Consider the following 17398-nt stretch of genomic DNA (forward strand, 5'->3'; position numbering starts at 1 on the left):
GGGTTGGTGGGGTGGGGGCCCCGGGGGCCTGGGGGGCCGCCCCCCACCGTTGGGGGGGGGGCCCACGACCGGCGGATGTTTCAGACCTTCGCTGGCTCGCGCTCGGCGGTGGCGGCGGCCGCACGACGACCGCGCAGCGTGCCGGCCGCGATGAGTGCACCCGCGACCGCAATGCCGGCGGCGCCGACGAACGCGGCGGATACGCCGTTGGTCAGCGCGGTGACGTCACTGAGCTGGCCGGCGCCGTACGAGGCGGCCAGTGCGGTCATCGCGGCCAGGCCCAGTGCGGACCCGATCTGATAGCTGGTGTTGACGATGCCCGAGGCGAGGCCGCCTTCCTCCGGACGTGCGCTGGAGATGGCGGTGCCGAGGGAGGGGATGAACGCCAGTGCCATGCCGGTGGCGGCCACGAGGGACGCGGGCAGCACGTCCGCCCAGTAGTTGCCATCCGGGCGCACCAGTGCCAGCCAGCCCAGACCGGCAGCGAGGACGACGAGCCCGGTGACCACCATCGACTTGACGCCGAACCGCGCGGTGAGACGAGGTGCGACGACCACCATCAGCACCATGATGGCGGTGGTCATCGGCAGCAGCGCCGAGCCGCTGGCGAAGGCGCCGAGGCCGAGCACCTGCTGCAGGTAGAGGTTGAGGAAGAACCACATCGGGATCCACGCGCCGCCGAGCAGCAGCTGCGCGATGTTCGCGGCGCCGAGCTGCGGCGTGCGGAAGATGCCGAGCCGCACCAGCGGAGCCTTCCGCTTGGCCTGGACGACGAGGAACGCTCCCAGCAGCACGACAGCGAGGATCAAGCCGACGATCGTCTCAGCCGAGGCCCATCCGGCTTCGGGAGCTCGCACGATGGCGTAAACGGCCACCGCGAGACCGGCCGTCACCGTGATCGCGCCGAGCAGGTCGGTGGAACCACGCTGCGCGGCACCGGCGGGCATCAGGGCTGGGATGGCGATCAGTTCGATCACCGCGATCGGCACGTTGATGTAGAACACCCACGGCCAGCTCAGGTACTCGGTGATCACGCCGCCGAGGAAGACACCGGCGGTGCCACCGGCCGGCGCGGCGGCCCCGTAAACGGCGAGTGCCTTGCCGAGCTGCGCGGGTTCGCTGCCGAACAGCATCATCAGCAGGGTCAGGGCCGAGGGTGCGATGAGCGCAGCTCCGGCACCCTGCACCGCGCGACCGAGCAGCTCAACCCAGATCTCGCCTGCGGCGCCGGCGACGACGGAGCCCACGAGGAGCACCAGCCAGCCGGTGGCGAACATGCGGCGGGCACCGAGCAGGTCAGACAGCTTGCCGCCGAGCAGCAGCAGGCCACCGAACGCGACGACGTAGGCATTGAAGACCCAGGACAGGTTCTCCTGGGAGAAGCCGAGATCCTCCTGGATCCGCGGCAGGGCCACCCCGATGATCGAGGTGTCCATGATGACCATGAACTGTGCGGCGGCGATGAGAGCGAGCGCCCACCACCTGCGCCGTGCGGATTTATCTACAGTGGACATTCATATACTCCATACCGGTATGGGGTATCAGCACGACAGACTTCTGCCGTGGACGCGAAGGCGGCTACCCCTGCGAAACGGAAGATCTGGAAACCGTGGCCGCGAGGTTCTCGCGGCCACGGTTCACTCAGTGCTGGTGATGACCTTCGTGGTCGCCACCGTGGTACTGGTGCACCACCGCGTGCCCCTTGCCGCGCGAGATCAGCCAGCGGTTGACCGGGACAGTCACGACGAACGCCACGGCCAGCGAGAACGCGAGACTCGCCCAGAACAACCAGTTGGCCAGCCCTGCTTCCATCGCGCCGGGCACGAGCAGCATCACCGCGTTGTCGATGATCTCCATGACGGCGATCGACACGGTGTCGGCGGCAAAGGCCACGCCGATCGCGACGCTCAGTGCGACGCCAGACTTGAGCACCGGGCGAATCGTCAACGAGTAGCCGAACACGAAGGCCAGCACCACCGAGAGCACGACGGTCGCGAAGTTCGACCAGCCCAGCGCCGTGCCGATCACCATGCCAAGTACCTCACCGATAGCGCAGCCGGTGAGGCAGTGCAGCGTCGCGGAAACAGCCAGTTTGGTCAGACTCTGCTGTGCGCTGCCGTGATCCATGACTTCCCCTTCAAGTCGCCATCCAGGTACCCCTAGGGGGTATCTGGTCGAGGACCTTACGCCTATACCCCGTGGGGGTGTCAACACCAATTCGCATGTTGGAGGAGTGAACCGATCGAGGCGGTGACCCGTAGACGTCGTTGATGGGACCTACTAGGTACGGTAGTTGCATGAGCGGGAGCACGCAGCGGACAGCGACCCAGTGGGCACTGCTCTGCCTGCTCTTCCTCGGTGTTGTCGGGATGCACCACGTCAACGTGGGCGCGGACACGCCTGGCGGACATGCGGTCATGTCGGCTACGACCGATGCCCATGAAGGCCAGTCGCCCGGCGAACCTGAACCTGCGCCGGCTCACGACATGCTGCACCTCTGCATGGCGATCCTGTGCGCGGTGGCGTCGGCACTCCTGTTCGGATGGTTACTACTGCGCCCTGTGGGTCCCCCTCTCAACCGGGCAGCGGCGGCCGTGTGGCCGCGCGCGCCGGGAAGGCCGCCCCCGATAGGCGGGCGCGGCACGCTGAACTCGGTGTGTGTCTTGAGGTTGTGATCGGCAGCGGCTTCGCGAACGGTCACATTCCCAGCACAGAGAGTTGAGCACAATGAAGAAGTCCCTGATCGGTTTCGGTGTCGCCGGAGCGGCCGCGGTCGCACTCCTCGCAGGCTGCGGCGGCAACGACATGGCGGGCATGCAGCACGGTTCAACGACGACCACCGCTCCCGCCTCCGGCCAGCAGGCAGACCACAACGAGCAGGACGTCAAGTTCGGCCAGGACATGATCGCGCACCACCAGCAGGCGCTGGACATGGCGGCGATGGTGCCGGGCAAGAGCACGAACCCCAAGGTCACCGATCTCGGCAAGCGCATCGCGGCAGCACAGGACCCCGAGATCAAGAAGATGACCGAGTGGCTGACGAAGTGGGGCACCGCCCCCGCCTCGACGTCCATGCCGGGTATGGATCACGGTTCCGGCCATGGCTCGATGCCGGGCATGATGACGGCCGAGGAGATGGCGAAGCTCAACGGCGCTACTGGTGCGGAGTTCGACCGCATGTGGCTGGACATGATGATCAAGCACCACCAGGGCGCGGTCGAGATGTCCAAGACCGAGCAGGAGAAGGGCAGTAACCCCGACGCCAAGAAGCTGGCCCAGGACATCATCACCGCCCAGCAGGCGGAGATCACCGAGATGCAGGGTCTGCTCAAGTAGTGCCGGAGCGCCGGGCGGAGGGCGATTCGGGCCTCCGCCCAGCGTTCTGCCTGGGTTTCTGGATCCGCGTGTGTCGTATCCTGACCGCTCGGAGGGGTGATGCACGGACTCGGTGAGTTGGAAGCCGCGGTGATGGACGTGCTGTGGCACGAGCAACCGCTCAAGGTCCGCGACGTCCTCGAACGGCTGGAAACACCCAGGAAGCTGGCATACACCACCGTGATGACGGTGCTGGACAACCTGCACCGCAAGGGCTGGGTGACACGCGAGCTCGAGGGCAAGGCCTACAGCTACGAGCCAGCGATGAGCCGGGAAGAAGCGGCCGCACGCGCACTCAGGGACGTTCTGGCCTCGTCCGGCGATCCCGAGGCAGTCCTGATGCACTTCGCGAAGTCGGCCTCGCCGCGTGAGTCCGAACTTCTGCGCCGATCACTGCCCCGGAAGAAGAGGTCGTCGACCCCATGACGGTCGCGATCTCCCTCCTGATCGGCGCCGCGCTGGTCGGGTGGTTCGCGCCCGACTTCCTGTCCCGCGGGGTGGCTCGTGGTGGAGATCCGCTCGTCGCGATCGTGGCGTGGCTCGCCGCGGCCGTGGCCGTCGTCCTGACCACCACGGTCGGCATCGTCCTGGTCCTGCTCCCCGACCACGGGTTCGGCGAGTCCGCGGTCGCCACCCTGCACGACTGCTGGTCCACGATCCAGCACGGCACGACGCCCAGCATCGAGGCGGTCAGCGGCATCGTGGGCGCCCTGTTGCTGATCGGCCTCGCAGTGCGCCTGGCCCTCGCCCTCGTCCACGGCACGCGCCGCCGCGCCCGTGTTCGCGCCGACCATCTCGCGACGTTGCGCATCGCGGCTCGCCGCGACGGCACAACGCTGTGGCTCGACCACCACGAGCCGCTGGCGTTCAGCCTGGCGGGCAAGCCGGGCGTCATCGTCGCGACCCAGGCACTGGCCGAGCAGCTCACGCAGGCTCAGGTCGACGCCGTGTTCGCGCACGAACGCGCGCACCTGGCCGGTCGGCATCACCTGATCATCGCGATCGCCGATGCGATGGCGCACACGTTCCCGTTCCTGCCGTTGTTCAAGCTGGCTCCCGGTGTGCTGCGCGAGCTGGTGGAGCTGACGGCCGACTCCGCAGCTGTGCGAGTCTGCGGAGCTGACGCCGTGCGCGCGGCCCTGCTCAAGGTGTCCCAGCACGGCGCGCCCGGCACGGCGCTCACCATGAGCGGGACCGCGATCGACCTGCGGGTGTCACGCCTGCGCACGGGCCGCAGTCCGCGCGGTCGCGTACGTCAGCTGGTGTACTGCGGATTCGCGGGAGCGACAGCTCTCGTACTGCCCACAATCGCGGCCTCAGGTGCCGTGCTCGCCGTTGTCGCTGTCGCCTGTCCCGCCTGACTTCTGCGCTTCCACCGCAGCGCCACCTCGTTGCACACCAACACCTGACCGTGTCCAGCCGGGCCCTGCGCGCCATCTCACACCGATACCCCCTACCTGTATTCCAGAATCTCTTGCACACCCATACCCCCCATAGGTATAAAGGTGGCAAGAGCCCGCCGTTCCCCCGGTCATCCACGACCGGCCGCGCGGTGGACCGATTGACAGGAGCGGTAGATGCACGGCTACACGAGCAACAAGGAAGACCACCTGCGGCGGTTGCGGCGCATCGAGGGTCAGGTGCGCGGTCTGCAGCGGATGATCGAGAACGACGACTACTGCATCGACGTCCTCACCCAGATCTCCGCCGCTACCAGGGCGTTGCAGTCGGTGTCGCTCAACCTGCTCGACGAGCACCTCAAGCACTGCGTGAGCCAGGCCATCACCGAAGGCGGCACGACCGCGGACGAGAAGCTCGCCGAGGCCACCAACGCCATCGCCCGCCTGGTCCGCTCCTGATTCAGACGTTTCCGAACAGCATCAGAGGAGTTTGCTCATGGCCGAGTCCGTCTACACCGTCACCGGCATGACCTGCGGTCACTGCGTCAGCTCCGTGACCGAGGAGATCAGCCAGATCGGCGGAGTGCAGAACGTGGCCGTCGAGCTCGACAGCGGCAAGGTCACCGTCACCAACGACCAGCCTGTGGCGGAGGACGACGTCCGCGCCGCGGTTACCGAGGCCGGCTACGCGCTGGTCACCAGCTGAGGGAGAGCCAGATGAACACCGCCACGAAGGTGGCCGCCTACGCGGGTGTGCTGGCGATCGTCTTCGGCGGCGCATGGGCTGCCGGCGCCGCCGCCGGACCGTTCGGCCAGGAGACCAAGCCGAACGCGATGGAGCACGGCGCCGAGCAGCCCGCTTCACCTGAGAGCAAGTCCGGCAGCAAGCTCCCGCCGGGACTGTCCGTCGCGGACAACGGTTACGTGCTCAACCCGGCACAAAACACCCTGGCCGCTCAGACGCAGCAGACCTTCAGTTTCAGGATTGGAACGGTCAGCGGCGACACGGTGACCAAGTTCGACGTGGAGCACGAGAAGAAGCTCCATTTCGTGCTTGTGCGCCGGGATGGCTCCGGGTTCCAGCACGTGCACCCGGAGATGGCCGCGGACGGCACCTGGTCGACGCCGCTCACCCTTCCCGCAGCTGGAAGCTACCGCGTGTTCGCGGACTTCAAGCCCGAGAACGGCGCGAAGACCGTGCTGGGCGCGGACATCCAGGTCGCTGGCGCCTATGAGCCGCAGCAGTTCGCCGAGGACACCCGTGAATCCACAGTGGACGGCTATGTCGTCCGGCTGACGGGCGACCTCACCGCGGGCGCGGAGTCCACTGTGACCGCGACGGTTACCAAGGACGGCAAGCCGGTCACCGACTTGCAGCCGTACCTGGGCGCGAACGGCCACCTGGTCGCGTTGCGCGCGGCCGATCTCGCCTACCTGCACGTGCATCCGCAGGAAGGTCCCGGTGCCGGCCCGGACGTGAAGTTCGCGGTCGAGGTACCGACGGCCGGGCGGTACCGGCTGTTCCTGGACTTCCAGCACGAGGGCAAGGTCCGCACGGCGAGCTTCACGCTCAACACCAGTGGCTCCGCACCTGCGCCCGCACCGACGACCGCCACGCCCACGCCGTCCGATGACCACGGTGGTCACGGTGGCTGAGCCCGACACCCTTGAAGAGGAGGCGCGTTCCATGAGCTCACCGGCAAGTGAGATCGAACTGTCCATCGGCGGCATGACCTGCGCCTCCTGCGCCGCCCGCATCGAGCGCAAGCTGAACAAGCTCGACGGAGTGCAGGCGACCGTCAACTACGCCACGGAGAAAGCGAGGGTCAGCTTCCCCGAGTCGCTGACCGCCGAGGACCTGGTCAAGGTCGTCGAGAACACCGGCTACACCGCTGAGCTTCCCGCTCCCCCACAGGTCGACACGCAGGTGGAGGAGGCGGACCCGACTCGTTCCCTGCGGCAGAGGCTGATCGCGTCCGTGGTGCTGACCGTGCCGGTGATCGCCATGGCGATGATCCCGGCTCTGCAGTTCACCTACTGGCAGTGGCTGTCCCTGACGCTCGCTGCGCCGGTCGTGGTGTGGGCCGCGTGGCCGTTCCACAAGGCCGCGTGGACCAACCTGCGGCACGGCGCCGCCACGATGGACACGCTGATCTCCATTGGCGTGGGTGCGGCCTTCCTGTGGTCGCTGTACGCCTTGTTCTTCGGCACCGCAGGCGTGCCGGGGATGACGCACGGTTTCGAGTTGACCGTCCAGCGCACTGCGGGCAGCGGCAACATCTACCTCGAGGTCGCGGCGGGCGTGACGACGTTCATCCTCGCGGGCCGCTACTTCGAGGCGCGGTCCAAGCGCCGTGCCGGTGCGGCTCTGCGTGCTCTGCTCGAACTGGGGGCGAAGGACGTCGCGGTGCTGCGGGATGGCCGCGAGGAGCGCATCAGCGTTGACGAGCTGCGGGTCGGCGACCGGTTCGTCGTGCGGCCTGGCGAGAAGATCGCCACCGACGGCGTGGTCGACGAGGGCAGCTCGGCCGTCGACATGAGCATGATCACCGGCGAGTCCGTGCCGGTGGAGGTGACCACCGGCGACAGCGTGGTCGGCGCCACGGTCAACGCTGGCGGGCGGCTGGTCGTTCGTGCGACGCGAGTCGGCGCGGACACCCAGCTCGCCCAGATGGCCAAGCTCGTCGAGGACGCGCAGAACGGCAAGGCCGAGGTGCAGCGCCTCGCCGACCGGATTTCCGCGGTGTTCGTACCGATCGTCATCGCGCTGTCCGTCGGCACGCTGGCGTTCTGGCTCGGTGCCGGGACGGGTGCCACTGCGGCCTTCACCGCGGCCGTGGCGGTGCTGATCATCGCCTGCCCGTGCGCCCTCGGACTGGCCACGCCGACCGCGTTGCTGGTCGGCACCGGCCGCGGTGCGCAGCTGGGCATCCTGATCAAGGGGCCTGAGGTGCTGGAGTCGACCCGCCGTGTCGACACCGTGGTGCTCGACAAGACCGGCACCGTGACCAGCGGGCAGATGAGCCTGGTCGAGGTGCACGCGGCAAACGGGATCGACGAGGAGCAGGTGCTGCGCCTGGCAGGCGCGTTGGAGCACGCTTCCGAGCACCCGATCGCCAAAGCGATCGCCGCCGGTGCCGCCGACCGCGTCGGCGAGCTTCCGGAGGTCGAGGGCTTCCAGAACCTCGAGGGCCTCGGCGTGCAGGGTGTCGTCGGCGAGCACGCCGTCCTGGTCGGCCGCGCTCGGCTGCTCGAAGAGTGGAGCGTCCGGCTCGGCGAGGACCTCGCGACCGCCAAGAAGGAAGCTGAGGACAAGGGCCGCACGGCCGTGCTGGTCGCCTGGGACGGCGAAGCACGAGGCGTTCTGGTCGTGGCCGACACGGTCAAGCTCACCTCCGCTGAGGCGATCGCCGGCCTGCGTGGGCTCGGCCTGCGGCCCGTGTTGCTGACCGGCGACAACGAGGCCGTCGCCAAGGCCGTGGCCGCTGAGGTCGGCATCGACGAGGTGATCGCCGAGGTGCTGCCCAAGGACAAGGTCGAGGTCGTGAAGCGGCTGCAGGCCGAGGGCCGCGTGGTCGCCATGGTCGGTGATGGCGTGAACGACGCCGCCGCACTCGCCCAGGCCGACCTGGGGCTGGCCATGGGCACCGGCACGGACGTCGCGATCGAGGCGAGCGACCTGACCCTCGTGCGCGGCGACCTGCGCGCGGCGGTCGACGCGATCCGGTTGTCCCGCCGGACGCTGGCGACGATCAAGGGCAACCTGTTCTGGGCGTTCGCCTACAACGTGGCCGCCCTGCCACTGGCCGCGCTCGGCCTGCTCAACCCGATGATCGCCGGGGCCGCCATGGCATTCTCGTCGGTCTTCGTGGTGAGCAACAGCCTGCGCCTGCGGGGATTCCGCAGCGCGAACAAGCAGACCGTCTGATCCGTGGTCCGGCTCGCACATCCGCGAGCCGGACCGCTTCCACGCTGAGGGGGCAGTGATGCAGGACAGGTATGTCACCAGGGCCGGCGCCACGATCGCGTACGAGCTCACCGGATCCGGAACGCCGCTCGGCTACGCCCACGGCGTCTTCCTCAGCCGGCAGGCCGTGCGGCGGCTTCACCTTCTCGACTTCGACCGGCTGGGTTCCGGGCGGCAGCTGCTGACCTACGACCAGCGCGGTCATGGACATTCGACGGGACGCCCGGTCGCCGACGACTACCGCTTCGAGAACTTCACGCTGGATCTGTTGGCGCTGCTGGAGGAGCTCGACTTCGACGAGCCGATGGACTTCATAGGTTCGTCGCTGGGGTGCGACGTCGCGTTGCGCGCCGCGATCGCCGAACCGGGCCGATTCCGCCGCCTGGTGCTCATCATTCCGCCGGTGTCCTGGGAAGAAGGCCCGAACCAGACCCGGCAGTGGTACACCGATCACGCCGAAGTGATCGAGTCCCGCGGTGCCGTGCACTGGCGTCACGAGTGGGCTCAGACCCCGCCGTTGCCGATCTTCTCCGACTATCCGGCCTTCGATCTGACGCCCGACATCCCGGACGAGCTGCTCGCGCCGATCCTGCGCGGCATTGGTGAGTCTGAACTCCCTGCCCCCGAAGCGATCGCGGCGCTGCCGCATCCGGCGCTGATCCTTACGTGGGACACCGATCCGTTGCACCCGGTGTCGACGGCGGAACGGCTCCACGAGCTGATGCCGGGTTCATCCCTGCACGTGTCGACGACTGTCGCCGACGTGCAGACGTGGACGGACCGCATCGCCGACTTCCTGGCCCGCTAGGACGCGAGCTCGCCGTCGAGATCGGGATCTTGTTGGCCTGTCGTCCGCTCGATCACCTTGGCGGCGAGCTCGGTGGGCAGTGCAGCCCGGCCCGGTCCTCCCGCTGCCACCCAGTCGAGCACATGCCGCGTCGCATCGTCGCCGAGTACGCCGCCGAACCAGACCGGGCTGGCACCTTCCGCCCGCGCGGACGGAGCCGGCCGCACCACCACGACGTTGGAGAAGTCACACGAGTCCAGGCAGTCCGCGACCTGTACGTGCTCCTCGCCGACCGCTTCGCGCAGCGTCCGCAACTGGCCCTCGTGGTCGACACCGGGGTGCTTCGCGTCCGTGCCGCAACAGCAGCCTCGACACACCGTGAGCTTGCTCGAGTCGGTCACCATGATCTCCCAGCTGACGCCTGCCTACGGATGCTATTAAGACGAGCAGGATTCCCTCGGCGTGCACGCAGAACGCTTACGATCATTGATCGTACTAAGTCGGGCAGTAGACGGATCGCCCTGCGTTTCGCAGGCTGTCCGTGGCCTTCCGTCCGGAGAGACCCATCTCTGGTGTGGCGGGTGGTTGCCACCCCCACACCAAAGCGGTCACGACACCGGTGCGGCTTGGTAGCCCAGCTCCTCAATGACGCGAACCACGTCCTCAGGAGTGCTGCGGCTCAGATCCAGTTCGACGGTTGCCCGTCCTTGCTTCACTTTGGTCTGAGTGCTCAACACACCGGGCAAGTCCTCGAGCGCATCGTCGATGAGCAATGCGCAACTGCCGCAATGCATGCCGTCGATCTGGAACACGTGCGTGGCCACAGTGGACTCCTCCCTCAGACGATGGTGATGACGCCGGTGTACATGCCCATGCCACACGCGTAGTCCAACCGTCCTGCCTGCAGCACGCCGAGTTCGATGCGGGTCTCACCCTTCACCGGCAAGATCTTCTCCTCGTCACGGATCACGAAGGAACGCACGCATCCCTGTGCTCCGTCCGACTTCACCACGAGCGTGGTCGGCAAGCCGGCCTGGGCCTGGACGTTGTCAGGGCTGTAGGCCCCAGTGCGCGTGGTGATCACCACGGTCTGCTTTCCATCAGCGACGGTCACTGCTGTCGTGTCCACCGGAGTGTCGCTTTGCGAGGCCGCCTGCACGATCCGGCTCGCTGCGAACGGTGCACCGGCGAGCTCAAGCCCACCGTTGAGGGTGTACAGCCCCATCGCGAGGACAACAAGGCCCGTCACCACTGCAAGCCGCCCCTTCCACGCGGTGGCGGCCTTGCGGGCGGCATAACCGAGAATCGCGAAGAGCGGGCCGGTCCCGAGCACGAACACCGCCATCGTCGCGGCACCCATCAACGCTGACCCGGACGTGAGCGCGAGTGCCTCCACCGAGAGCGTGACGCCGCACGGGACGAGCACCGTGACGAATCCGAGAACCGCCGGAGCAAGAGCCGCCTGCGACCGGGCACGGTTGCGCACCACTTTCAACCAGGCGGTCGGAGGCTCCACCACGATGCGGCGGAAGCCGGGGACACCGAGCTGCGCCAGACCGAAGACCACGATCAGCAGTCCCGCACCGATCTGCAGCCAGGTGCGCACGCCGACTTCCAGCTCGACAGCGCCGCCGAGTGCGCCGAGCAACGCGCCGAGAAGGGTGTGGGACACGAGCTTGCCCGCGAGAAAGCCACCAACGGGAGCCAGGTCGTCACCGAGCTGGGCCCGCCAGCCCCCTATGGCGACCTGCGTGCCGGCAGCAGTGCGTTGGCGGGTGATCAGCCCGGTGAGCAGGCCACCCTGTACGGCGGCACAGGACACACCACCGGCGAACAGACCGGTGACGAGGACAGGAACGAGGTTCACGAACAACTCCTGCGGAGATGAGGATCGGAATCAGCTGAAAAGCCGGGAAACCGCACGTCCAGCAGCGGGAAGACCACGCTGCGGACAGACCTCTCCTACAGACGCAACAAACAGAGGCTCGCAAGGCTCGGAGCGCGCGACAGCGTGCCCGGCGCCCGCGCGAGAGCGCTGGACGCCAACGTCACCACGGATCCGCGCACGGCAGGCATTGCCAGCAAGACCACCGCGGCGGCCACCGCCACGACGAGAACGAGGCACATGGCGAGCGACTCACCCGTGCCCAGGCCGGAATCGTGTTGCTCCATCGGCATCGCCATCGTGGCGCTGGACGACATCGGCATGGCCGTGCTCATGCCGTCACTGCACTGCACGCCCACCATGAGCGCCAGGACTGCGAGCACGGCAACGACGATGAGCCGCACGAGGTGTCCTCGCCCGGCTCGTGCCTCCGTACTCGTCACGGCCGACATCGTACGGAGCCTGGTGTCAGGCGCATGTTGGGATCTACTACCCGAGACAGTAGTTAGCTGACGCCCCGCAAGCCGGCCATTGTCACCGAGACGAGACGGCTCACCGCTGCCTTGGAGGACAGTTCGCCCGCCGCTCCGAGGGCATGCAGGCAGTACTGCGCAAGTTCCTCGGGCGCAACGTCACGGCGCACGCGTCCCGCCCGCACCTCGACGGTGATCAGCTCACAAACCATCTGGTGCAGCTGACGGTGTGCATGAGCGAGCCGGTGATCCCGATGCAGAATCGAAGCGAGCTCACCGCCGTGGTGATGCTGACGCGAGCCCCCTGTGATGTGCGCGTACGCCTCCAGAACTGCCAGCAGCGGCTCCTCCGCCTGATCGCGCACCCGAGCAAGCTCGGCGAGGTGCGCGACGATCTGCCGCTCGTGCCAGGCGAACAAGATCGTCTCGACGTCCGCGAAGTACTTGTAGAGCGTGGCCCGCCCGATCCCCGCCTTCGCGGCGATCTCGGACATCGTGACGGCTCGCAACCCCTGCTCATGCACCAGCTGCGCGGTGGCGTCGAGCACCGCATCACGCACCTCACGGCGGTGCTCGTCGACGGTGTCACTCCACAGCTTGGGCACGAATGAAGTATACGGCATGACACCTACGAGACACTGCGTCTAGACATAGACACAGTGTCTCGTAAAATGCAGCCATGACCGATCCGACACCTCGCGGCCAGACCGGCGTACCTCGCTGGGTCAAGGTCTCCGCCGCCATCGTCCTGCTACTACTTCTCGCAGTCGTGGTCCTGCACCTCGCCGGCAACAGCTTCGGGGGCCACACGCCGTGAGCCGCCGTCTGCGCAAACTCAGCCTGACGGCGCACGTGACCACGTCCGTGGGCTGGCTCGGCTCGGTCGCCGGCTTCCTCGCGCTGGCCATCACAGGCTTGACTAGCTCCTCCGACCAGGCCGTCCGCGGGTCCTACATCGCGATGGAACTGATCGGCTGGTACGTGATCGTGCCGCTGAGCATCGCGTCGTTCCTCACGGGGCTACTGCAGTCGCTCAGCACCACCTGGGGCTTGTTCAGGCACTACTGGGTGCTGGCGAAACTGCTGATCTCCGTCGTCGCCACCGGACTCCTGCTGCTCCACATGACGCCGACGAGCCAGGTCGCCGCCGTCGCTCTGGAACGAGCTTTGACTGGAGGCGATCTCGGCGCACTCCGCGTCCAGCTCGTGGCCGACGCGACCGCCGCAGTCGCGGTGCTCCTGATCGCCGTCTCTTTGTCGATCTTCAAGCCACGCGGCCTCACACCACAGGGCACGAAGTGGCAGGCCAACCGTACCGATCTACAAAGGAGTTGACCTCGACGAATCAACACACGCCTCGCCGAACGACGGGTCGACGTTTCTCACCATGCGCCAGATACTTTCGATGTGGCGCTCGCCCGGCATGTGCTCTGAGCATTGCCAGAGACCCGCACTGATGCGCTGGGTTGACCTGATCCGGCCTGGCGGCCTGCTCGCGAGCCGCGAGCTGATCAGCGTTCAGTCAGGAACGCGAGCGTGCCCTCCGTGAGCCGTGCTTCGACCGCACGCGGGTCAGCGGCGGTGGTCTGACGGAACCTCTGCGAGGCCACCATGGAGAGCAACCACCAGGCGGCGGCTTCGGTGTCGAGATCGGCACGGAGCTCGCCGCCTGCCAGGCCGCGGTCGAGCAGGCCGGTGATCGCAGCGGCGAACTGTTGCACGGCGCGCCTGGTGGCCGCCTCAATCTCCGGTTCGTTGTGGATCGTGGAGGCATCGGCGAAGATCGCCCCCACCGAGCCCGCGCTGTGCACGTGCTGCAGGTGTTCGGGGTCGAGCATCATCTTGAGCAGGACGGAGACCGGGATGTCCGCGTCCGTGACCCGTTCGACCATGCGGCAGATGTGGTCGGCGGCGCGGTCGACGACGGCGGCGAACAGGGCCGCCTTGGTGCCGAAGTTCTGGAACACCACAGGTTCGCTCACACCGATCTTGCGGGCGACCGCTGACGTCTTGCCGCGCAGGTAGCCGACCTCCGCGAACAGCTCAGTGGCAGCCGCGAGGATCGTCTCACGGCGCTCTTCGGCGGTCATCCGGGTCCGGCGCTCCCGTTGTTCGGTCACGGAAACATCCTAGACACCTCTACTTAGTCGTGACTAAGCTCGCACCCCAACGGCTCCTTAGTCATCACTAAGTTAGAGGAGAACGCGATGCACAGGGGTTACCAGCACGGCAAAGTCGACGACGGCGCTCCCGGCGCAATCCGCCACGCCCGCACCTACGAACTGCTGTCCGCGATCGTGTTCACCGGCAGCCGTCGCCGCATCTTCGGGCGCCTTGTCGACCTCGCGGAAATCATCGTGGAGGACGAGGTGCTCGACATCGGCTGCGGACCTGGGTACCTCACGGCGCTCGCCGCCTCGACGGGCCGACGCTCCGTGGGCGTTGATGCTTCCGAACAGATGGTGACCGAGGCCCGACGCAGACGGACGAGCGCCAACTGTTCGTTCGTGCTCGGCAAGGCAGAGGCGCTCGACTTGCCGGACGCGTCGTTCGACGTCGTCCTGTCCAGCCTGGCGATCCACCACATCCCGGAGGACGCCCGCATCAGGGCGTTCGGCGAGATGTTCCGCGTGCTGCGACCGGGAGGCCGGGTACTCGTCGCGGACTTCCAGCCACCGAAGGGACACCTGGCCAGGCACCTCGTCGGCGCGATCGCCGGGGAGTCGATGCGGGACAACCCGGTCGAGCGGATCGCACCCATGCTCGGCGACGCCGGCTTCGACCTCGGGGCGACCACGCGGGTCAGCTGGTTCCTGCATTGTGTTCGCGCGAACAAACCGGGCGACGCCGAGTGAAGAAGGTCGCGGTGGTGGCCGTGCTCGTCGACCCGATCATCCACATCGGACTCGGCCACCAGACCCGCACGACGAAAGCCACGGCGATCTTCGCGAGCAGCAACATGGCCGCCGTGTCCGGAACGGGTGGCGGCCAAGCAGGTTCAGAGCCTCCAGCGTGTTGGATGGGACCTGAACTGGCGTACGAACTTCTCTCCTCGCCGGACTGACGGCCCGAACGCATGCCGGAGGTGCGGCGCGGCGTGTTGCATCGAACACAAGTTCGAGATACAAGCGGGGGTAGCACTCATCAGAGGCAGAAACCGGTGCCCTACGGTGTCGATCTGGCCAGGAGGAGAGCGATGAGCACCCGATCGAGCATCGAGTGGACCGAGACCACGTGGAATCCGACAACCGGATGTGATCGGATCTCGGCAGGATGCGACAACTGTTACGCCCTAGCGCTGGCGAAACGGTTGAAGGCCATGGGTTCCGCGAAGTACCAGACGGACGGAAATCCTCGAACCAGCGGCCCCGGCTTCGGAGTGATGACCCACGCCGCTTCACTCGCCGAGCCGTTCAGGTGGCGTGAGCCGCGGTTGGTGTTCGTCAACTCGATGAGCGATCTGTTCCACGCGAAGATCCCGCTCGAGTTCATCCAGCGGGTGTTCGACGTGATGGCGTCGACCCCTCGGCACACGTACCAGATCCTGACCAAACGAGCGCTGCGACTGCGCAGGATCGCAGACAAGCTCACTTGGCCGGACAACGTGTGGATCGGCACATCGGTGGAGAACCAGGACGTGCTTGGGCGCATCGAGGATCTCTCTGAAGTGCCTGCGGCGGTTCGATTCCTGTCCTGTGAGCCGCTCATCGGTCCGCTGCACAAGGTGAACCTCGAACACATCGACTGGGTCATCGTCGGCGGCGAATCAGGCCCGAACGCCCGTCCCGTCGAAGAACGCTGGGTGATGGACATCCGCGACCAATGCGTCGAAGCGAACGTCCCCTTCTTCTTCAAGCAGTGGGGCGGTCGTACGCCCAAAGCCGGCGGTCGTCTACTCGAAGGCCGCACGTGGGACGGGATGCCCGATCGGTCACAGTTGGTGACCGCACCTACGACGTAGGCGTGCCCTATCGGCAGGAGCCAAGGCCGTAGCGAATCCCCCTTCGCGTGGTCAGCGCCAGGATGCCCTCATCAGCACATGTCACCCGTCTGAGCTAGTGGACGGACGTTCGCTCTTGCGTAGCGTGGACGGTCACTAACAGCAACACCTCGGTGAGGGCTGGAGGGACCGCTTGACTGACAACGAGCGAGACGATCCGCGCAGCGCCGCAGAGGGCACGAGCAGCGACCTCACTGCCGAGGAGCTAGCCGACTACCAACTGGGCGGGGAGACCGGCGGCGAGATCGGCACCGAGTCAGACACTGGTCGTGACCCGTTCTTCGTGTCGAGGAAGTCCGCGGCGGTGTTCAAGCACAGCCTCCTGAAGAGCTACTTTCCCAAGTTTGCTGGCAAGGCCGGTTCAACAGAGGCAGACAAACGCCTCGTGTATATCGACACCCACGCCGGACCGGGCGAGTACGAAGACGGCACTCCCGGAAGCCCTCTCTTGATCGCGAAGAACGTGACCGGGATGTTGGGCGCGTCCGGAGCTGCGCATCGGGACATCGCGTGCATGTTCGTCGAGGCCAGGCGCAGCCACCATGAACACCTGCAGACGGTGTTGAAGCAGCACATGCCGGCGGAGTCCCATTGGCGAGCACGACGCGGCAAAGCCAGCGATCACTTGGACGAGGCACTGACGTTCGCGGGTAACGCACCGCTGTTCATGTTCATCGATCCGTACGGCCTCGGCCCTACCTTCGACGAAGTGGTACGCGTGCTCAAACGCCCCCGCGTTGGACGAGGAAGCAAGACCGAGATCTTGCTCAACTTCATCTCCATGGCTTTTTCCCGCGCGGGAGGCTTCCTCAACAGTGACGCGCCCACTTCCCAGCAAACGACCACTCTGGACCGGCTGGATCTGGTCCTCGGCGGAGCCTGGTGGCGCGACGTCTATCTAGGTGCACCCACAGGCGGCCAAGCCGTGAGCAAGCTGGTCAGGGAGTACGCGCGCCGCATCTGCAGGGCGGTCGGCCAACGTGCGCAGGTGGGCGTCCCGCAGCGGTGCGAAGCGACACTGATTCCGGTCTGGAACACCCTGGAGCAGGACGTCCCCGTCTACTGGCTGGTCCACTTCACCTTCCACCCTCACGGCAAGTGGTGCATCGCCGAAGCGGCTGCGAAGGCCAACACGACCTGGCGCCAGACAAACCACCAGCTCACGCTCACCAAGCGTCTCGCCCGTGAGGCCGACACAGGCCAGGAGGACCTGTTCGCCGGAGCGCTGGTTCCACAGATCACCGAGGAAGAGCACGCACGTGCCGAAGAGGATCTTCAGAAGCGATGGATTGGGACGATCAGCGAGAACATCAAGGGTCTCGTAGGCACTCGACCTCGTCTCGACGTGTGCAGGGACATGGATGCGATCTTCGGGGCGACGCTCGGACTTGCTGACGGCAAGCACGTGCGAAAGGCCTGGGACCTGTTGGCTCAGCAAGGTCTCGTTGATCGTCGCGAAACCGGCAAGCCCATCGAGAAGCAGTCGATACGACGGGTCTGACCAAGCCAGT

General features: G+C 66.7%; 22 protein-coding genes. 14 read left to right on the plus strand and 8 right to left on the minus strand.

Annotation, left to right across the window (positions count from 1 at the left end; translation table 11 throughout):
- Positions 1-80: 80 nt before the first annotated feature.
- On the minus strand, positions 81-1514 hold the full coding sequence (locus G7043_RS20300; protein WP_166047591.1) for an MFS transporter: 1434 nt from the start codon (positions 1512-1514) through the stop codon (positions 81-83).
- Positions 1515-1641: 127 nt separating this feature from the next.
- Positions 1642-2127 (minus strand): DUF4396 domain-containing protein, encoded by a 486-nt coding sequence (locus G7043_RS20305; RefSeq protein ID WP_166047593.1) that lies wholly within the window; start codon positions 2125-2127, stop codon positions 1642-1644.
- Between the two features lie 600 nt (positions 2128-2727).
- Here G7043_RS20305 and G7043_RS20310 point away from each other — a divergent pair.
- From G7043_RS20310 to G7043_RS20345, 8 genes are all read left to right on the plus strand, one after another.
- On the plus strand, positions 2728-3336 hold the full coding sequence (locus G7043_RS20310; protein ID WP_166047595.1) for a DUF305 domain-containing protein: 609 nt from the start codon (positions 2728-2730) through the stop codon (positions 3334-3336).
- A 99-nt stretch (positions 3337-3435) separates the two neighbouring features.
- Entirely contained in the window at positions 3436-3801 is a 366-nt protein-coding gene (locus G7043_RS20315) for a BlaI/MecI/CopY family transcriptional regulator (RefSeq protein ID WP_166047597.1), read from the plus strand.
- On the plus strand, positions 3798-4736 hold the full coding sequence (locus tag G7043_RS20320; RefSeq protein WP_166047599.1) for a M56 family metallopeptidase: 939 nt from the start codon (positions 3798-3800) through the stop codon (positions 4734-4736). Before G7043_RS20315 ends, G7043_RS20320 begins: the two co-directional genes overlap by 4 nt.
- Positions 4737-4952: 216 nt before the next feature.
- The gene (locus G7043_RS20325) at positions 4953-5234 is read left to right on the plus strand and encodes a metal-sensitive transcriptional regulator (RefSeq protein WP_166047602.1); all 282 of its coding nucleotides are present in this window, start codon (positions 4953-4955) and stop codon (positions 5232-5234) included.
- A gap of 37 nt (positions 5235-5271) precedes the next feature.
- Positions 5272-5481 carry a heavy-metal-associated domain-containing protein gene (locus tag G7043_RS20330; RefSeq protein ID WP_166047604.1) on the plus strand — a complete coding sequence of 70 codons (210 nt, stop codon included), beginning with the start codon at positions 5272-5274 and terminating at the stop codon, positions 5479-5481.
- 11 nt (positions 5482-5492) lie between these two features.
- On the plus strand, positions 5493-6431 hold the full coding sequence (locus G7043_RS20335) for a hypothetical protein (RefSeq protein ID WP_166047606.1): 939 nt from the start codon (positions 5493-5495) through the stop codon (positions 6429-6431).
- Positions 6432-6462: 31 nt separating this feature from the next.
- Positions 6463-8703, plus strand: coding sequence for a heavy metal translocating P-type ATPase (locus G7043_RS20340; RefSeq protein ID WP_166047608.1), 2241 nt, complete (start codon positions 6463-6465; stop codon positions 8701-8703).
- Between the two features lie 58 nt (positions 8704-8761).
- Positions 8762-9550 carry an alpha/beta fold hydrolase gene (locus G7043_RS20345; protein WP_166047610.1) on the plus strand — a complete coding sequence of 263 codons (789 nt, stop codon included), beginning with the start codon at positions 8762-8764 and terminating at the stop codon, positions 9548-9550.
- Here G7043_RS20345 and G7043_RS20350 read toward each other — a convergent pair.
- From G7043_RS20350 to G7043_RS20370, 5 genes are all read right to left on the minus strand, one after another.
- A complete protein-coding gene (locus G7043_RS20350) occupies positions 9547-9930 on the minus strand; it encodes a hypothetical protein (RefSeq protein WP_207311438.1) in 384 nt (127 codons plus the stop codon). The two genes, G7043_RS20345 and G7043_RS20350, sit on opposite strands and share 4 nt — an antisense overlap.
- Before the next feature lie 207 nt (positions 9931-10137).
- Positions 10138-10353, minus strand: coding sequence for a heavy-metal-associated domain-containing protein (locus G7043_RS20355; protein ID WP_166047614.1), 216 nt, complete (start codon positions 10351-10353; stop codon positions 10138-10140).
- Positions 10354-10367: 14 nt separating this feature from the next.
- Entirely contained in the window at positions 10368-11396 is a 1029-nt protein-coding gene (locus G7043_RS20360) for a sulfite exporter TauE/SafE family protein (RefSeq protein ID WP_166047616.1), read from the minus strand.
- Positions 11397-11491: 95 nt separating this feature from the next.
- Positions 11492-11857 (minus strand): hypothetical protein, encoded by a 366-nt coding sequence (locus G7043_RS20365; RefSeq protein ID WP_166047618.1) that lies wholly within the window; start codon positions 11855-11857, stop codon positions 11492-11494.
- Positions 11858-11919: 62 nt separating this feature from the next.
- Positions 11920-12492, minus strand: coding sequence for a TetR/AcrR family transcriptional regulator (locus G7043_RS20370; RefSeq protein WP_166047620.1), 573 nt, complete (start codon positions 12490-12492; stop codon positions 11920-11922).
- 74 nt (positions 12493-12566) lie between these two features.
- Here G7043_RS20370 and G7043_RS20375 point away from each other — a divergent pair, with 74 nt between their 5' ends.
- Both G7043_RS20375 and G7043_RS20380 read left to right on the plus strand, forming a co-directional pair.
- Positions 12567-12704, plus strand: coding sequence for a hypothetical protein (locus G7043_RS20375; protein ID WP_166047622.1), 138 nt, complete (start codon positions 12567-12569; stop codon positions 12702-12704).
- A complete protein-coding gene (locus tag G7043_RS20380; RefSeq protein ID WP_166047624.1) occupies positions 12701-13222 on the plus strand; it encodes a hypothetical protein in 522 nt (173 codons plus the stop codon). The genes G7043_RS20375 and G7043_RS20380 overlap by 4 nt, the downstream gene beginning before the upstream one ends.
- A gap of 176 nt (positions 13223-13398) precedes the next feature.
- Here G7043_RS20380 and G7043_RS20385 read toward each other — a convergent pair whose 3' ends face one another.
- The gene (locus tag G7043_RS20385) at positions 13399-14007 is read right to left on the minus strand and encodes a TetR/AcrR family transcriptional regulator (RefSeq protein ID WP_313887984.1); all 609 of its coding nucleotides are present in this window, start codon (positions 14005-14007) and stop codon (positions 13399-13401) included.
- Positions 14008-14094: 87 nt separating this feature from the next.
- Here G7043_RS20385 and G7043_RS20390 point away from each other — a divergent pair, with 87 nt between their 5' ends.
- The 4 genes from G7043_RS20390 (at position 14095) to tcmP (ending at position 17388) form a co-directional block, all read left to right on the plus strand.
- Complete coding sequence (locus tag G7043_RS20390; RefSeq protein ID WP_166047626.1) at positions 14095-14742, plus strand: class I SAM-dependent methyltransferase; 648 nt, start codon at positions 14095-14097, stop codon at positions 14740-14742.
- The gene (locus G7043_RS20395; protein WP_166047628.1) at positions 14739-14951 is read left to right on the plus strand and encodes a hypothetical protein; all 213 of its coding nucleotides are present in this window, start codon (positions 14739-14741) and stop codon (positions 14949-14951) included. Before G7043_RS20390 ends, G7043_RS20395 begins: the two co-directional genes overlap by 4 nt.
- A gap of 12 nt (positions 14952-14963) precedes the next feature.
- Positions 14964-15848, plus strand: coding sequence for a DUF5131 family protein (locus G7043_RS20400; RefSeq protein ID WP_313887985.1), 885 nt, complete (start codon positions 14964-14966; stop codon positions 15846-15848).
- 172 nt (positions 15849-16020) lie between these two features.
- Complete coding sequence (gene tcmP, locus G7043_RS20405) at positions 16021-17388, plus strand: three-Cys-motif partner protein TcmP (protein WP_166047630.1); 1368 nt, start codon at positions 16021-16023, stop codon at positions 17386-17388.
- Positions 17389-17398: the final 10 nt, after the last annotated feature.

The organism is Lentzea alba, from assembly GCF_011067745.1.
Lineage (GTDB): Bacteria > Actinomycetota > Actinomycetes > Mycobacteriales > Pseudonocardiaceae > Lentzea > Lentzea alba.

Coding starts and splice junctions, on each gene's coding strand:
- G7043_RS20300 (WP_166047591.1), bottom strand. CDS start 1,514: ATGTCCACTGTAGATAAATCCGCACGGCGCAGGTGGTGGGCGCTCGCT.
- G7043_RS20305 (WP_166047593.1), bottom strand. CDS start 2,127: ATGGATCACGGCAGCGCACAGCAGAGTCTGACCAAACTGGCTGTTTCC.
- G7043_RS20310 (WP_166047595.1), top strand. CDS start 2,728: ATGAAGAAGTCCCTGATCGGTTTCGGTGTCGCCGGAGCGGCCGCGGTC.
- G7043_RS20315 (WP_166047597.1), top strand. CDS start 3,436: ATGCACGGACTCGGTGAGTTGGAAGCCGCGGTGATGGACGTGCTGTGG.
- G7043_RS20320 (WP_166047599.1), top strand. CDS start 3,798: ATGACGGTCGCGATCTCCCTCCTGATCGGCGCCGCGCTGGTCGGGTGG.
- G7043_RS20325 (WP_166047602.1), top strand. CDS start 4,953: ATGCACGGCTACACGAGCAACAAGGAAGACCACCTGCGGCGGTTGCGG.
- G7043_RS20330 (WP_166047604.1), top strand. CDS start 5,272: ATGGCCGAGTCCGTCTACACCGTCACCGGCATGACCTGCGGTCACTGC.
- G7043_RS20335 (WP_166047606.1), top strand. CDS start 5,493: ATGAACACCGCCACGAAGGTGGCCGCCTACGCGGGTGTGCTGGCGATC.
- G7043_RS20340 (WP_166047608.1), top strand. CDS start 6,463: ATGAGCTCACCGGCAAGTGAGATCGAACTGTCCATCGGCGGCATGACC.
- G7043_RS20345 (WP_166047610.1), top strand. CDS start 8,762: ATGCAGGACAGGTATGTCACCAGGGCCGGCGCCACGATCGCGTACGAG.
- G7043_RS20375 (WP_166047622.1), top strand. CDS start 12,567: ATGACCGATCCGACACCTCGCGGCCAGACCGGCGTACCTCGCTGGGTC.
- G7043_RS20390 (WP_166047626.1), top strand. CDS start 14,095: ATGCACAGGGGTTACCAGCACGGCAAAGTCGACGACGGCGCTCCCGGC.
- G7043_RS20400 (WP_313887985.1), top strand. CDS start 14,964: ATGCCGGAGGTGCGGCGCGGCGTGTTGCATCGAACACAAGTTCGAGAT.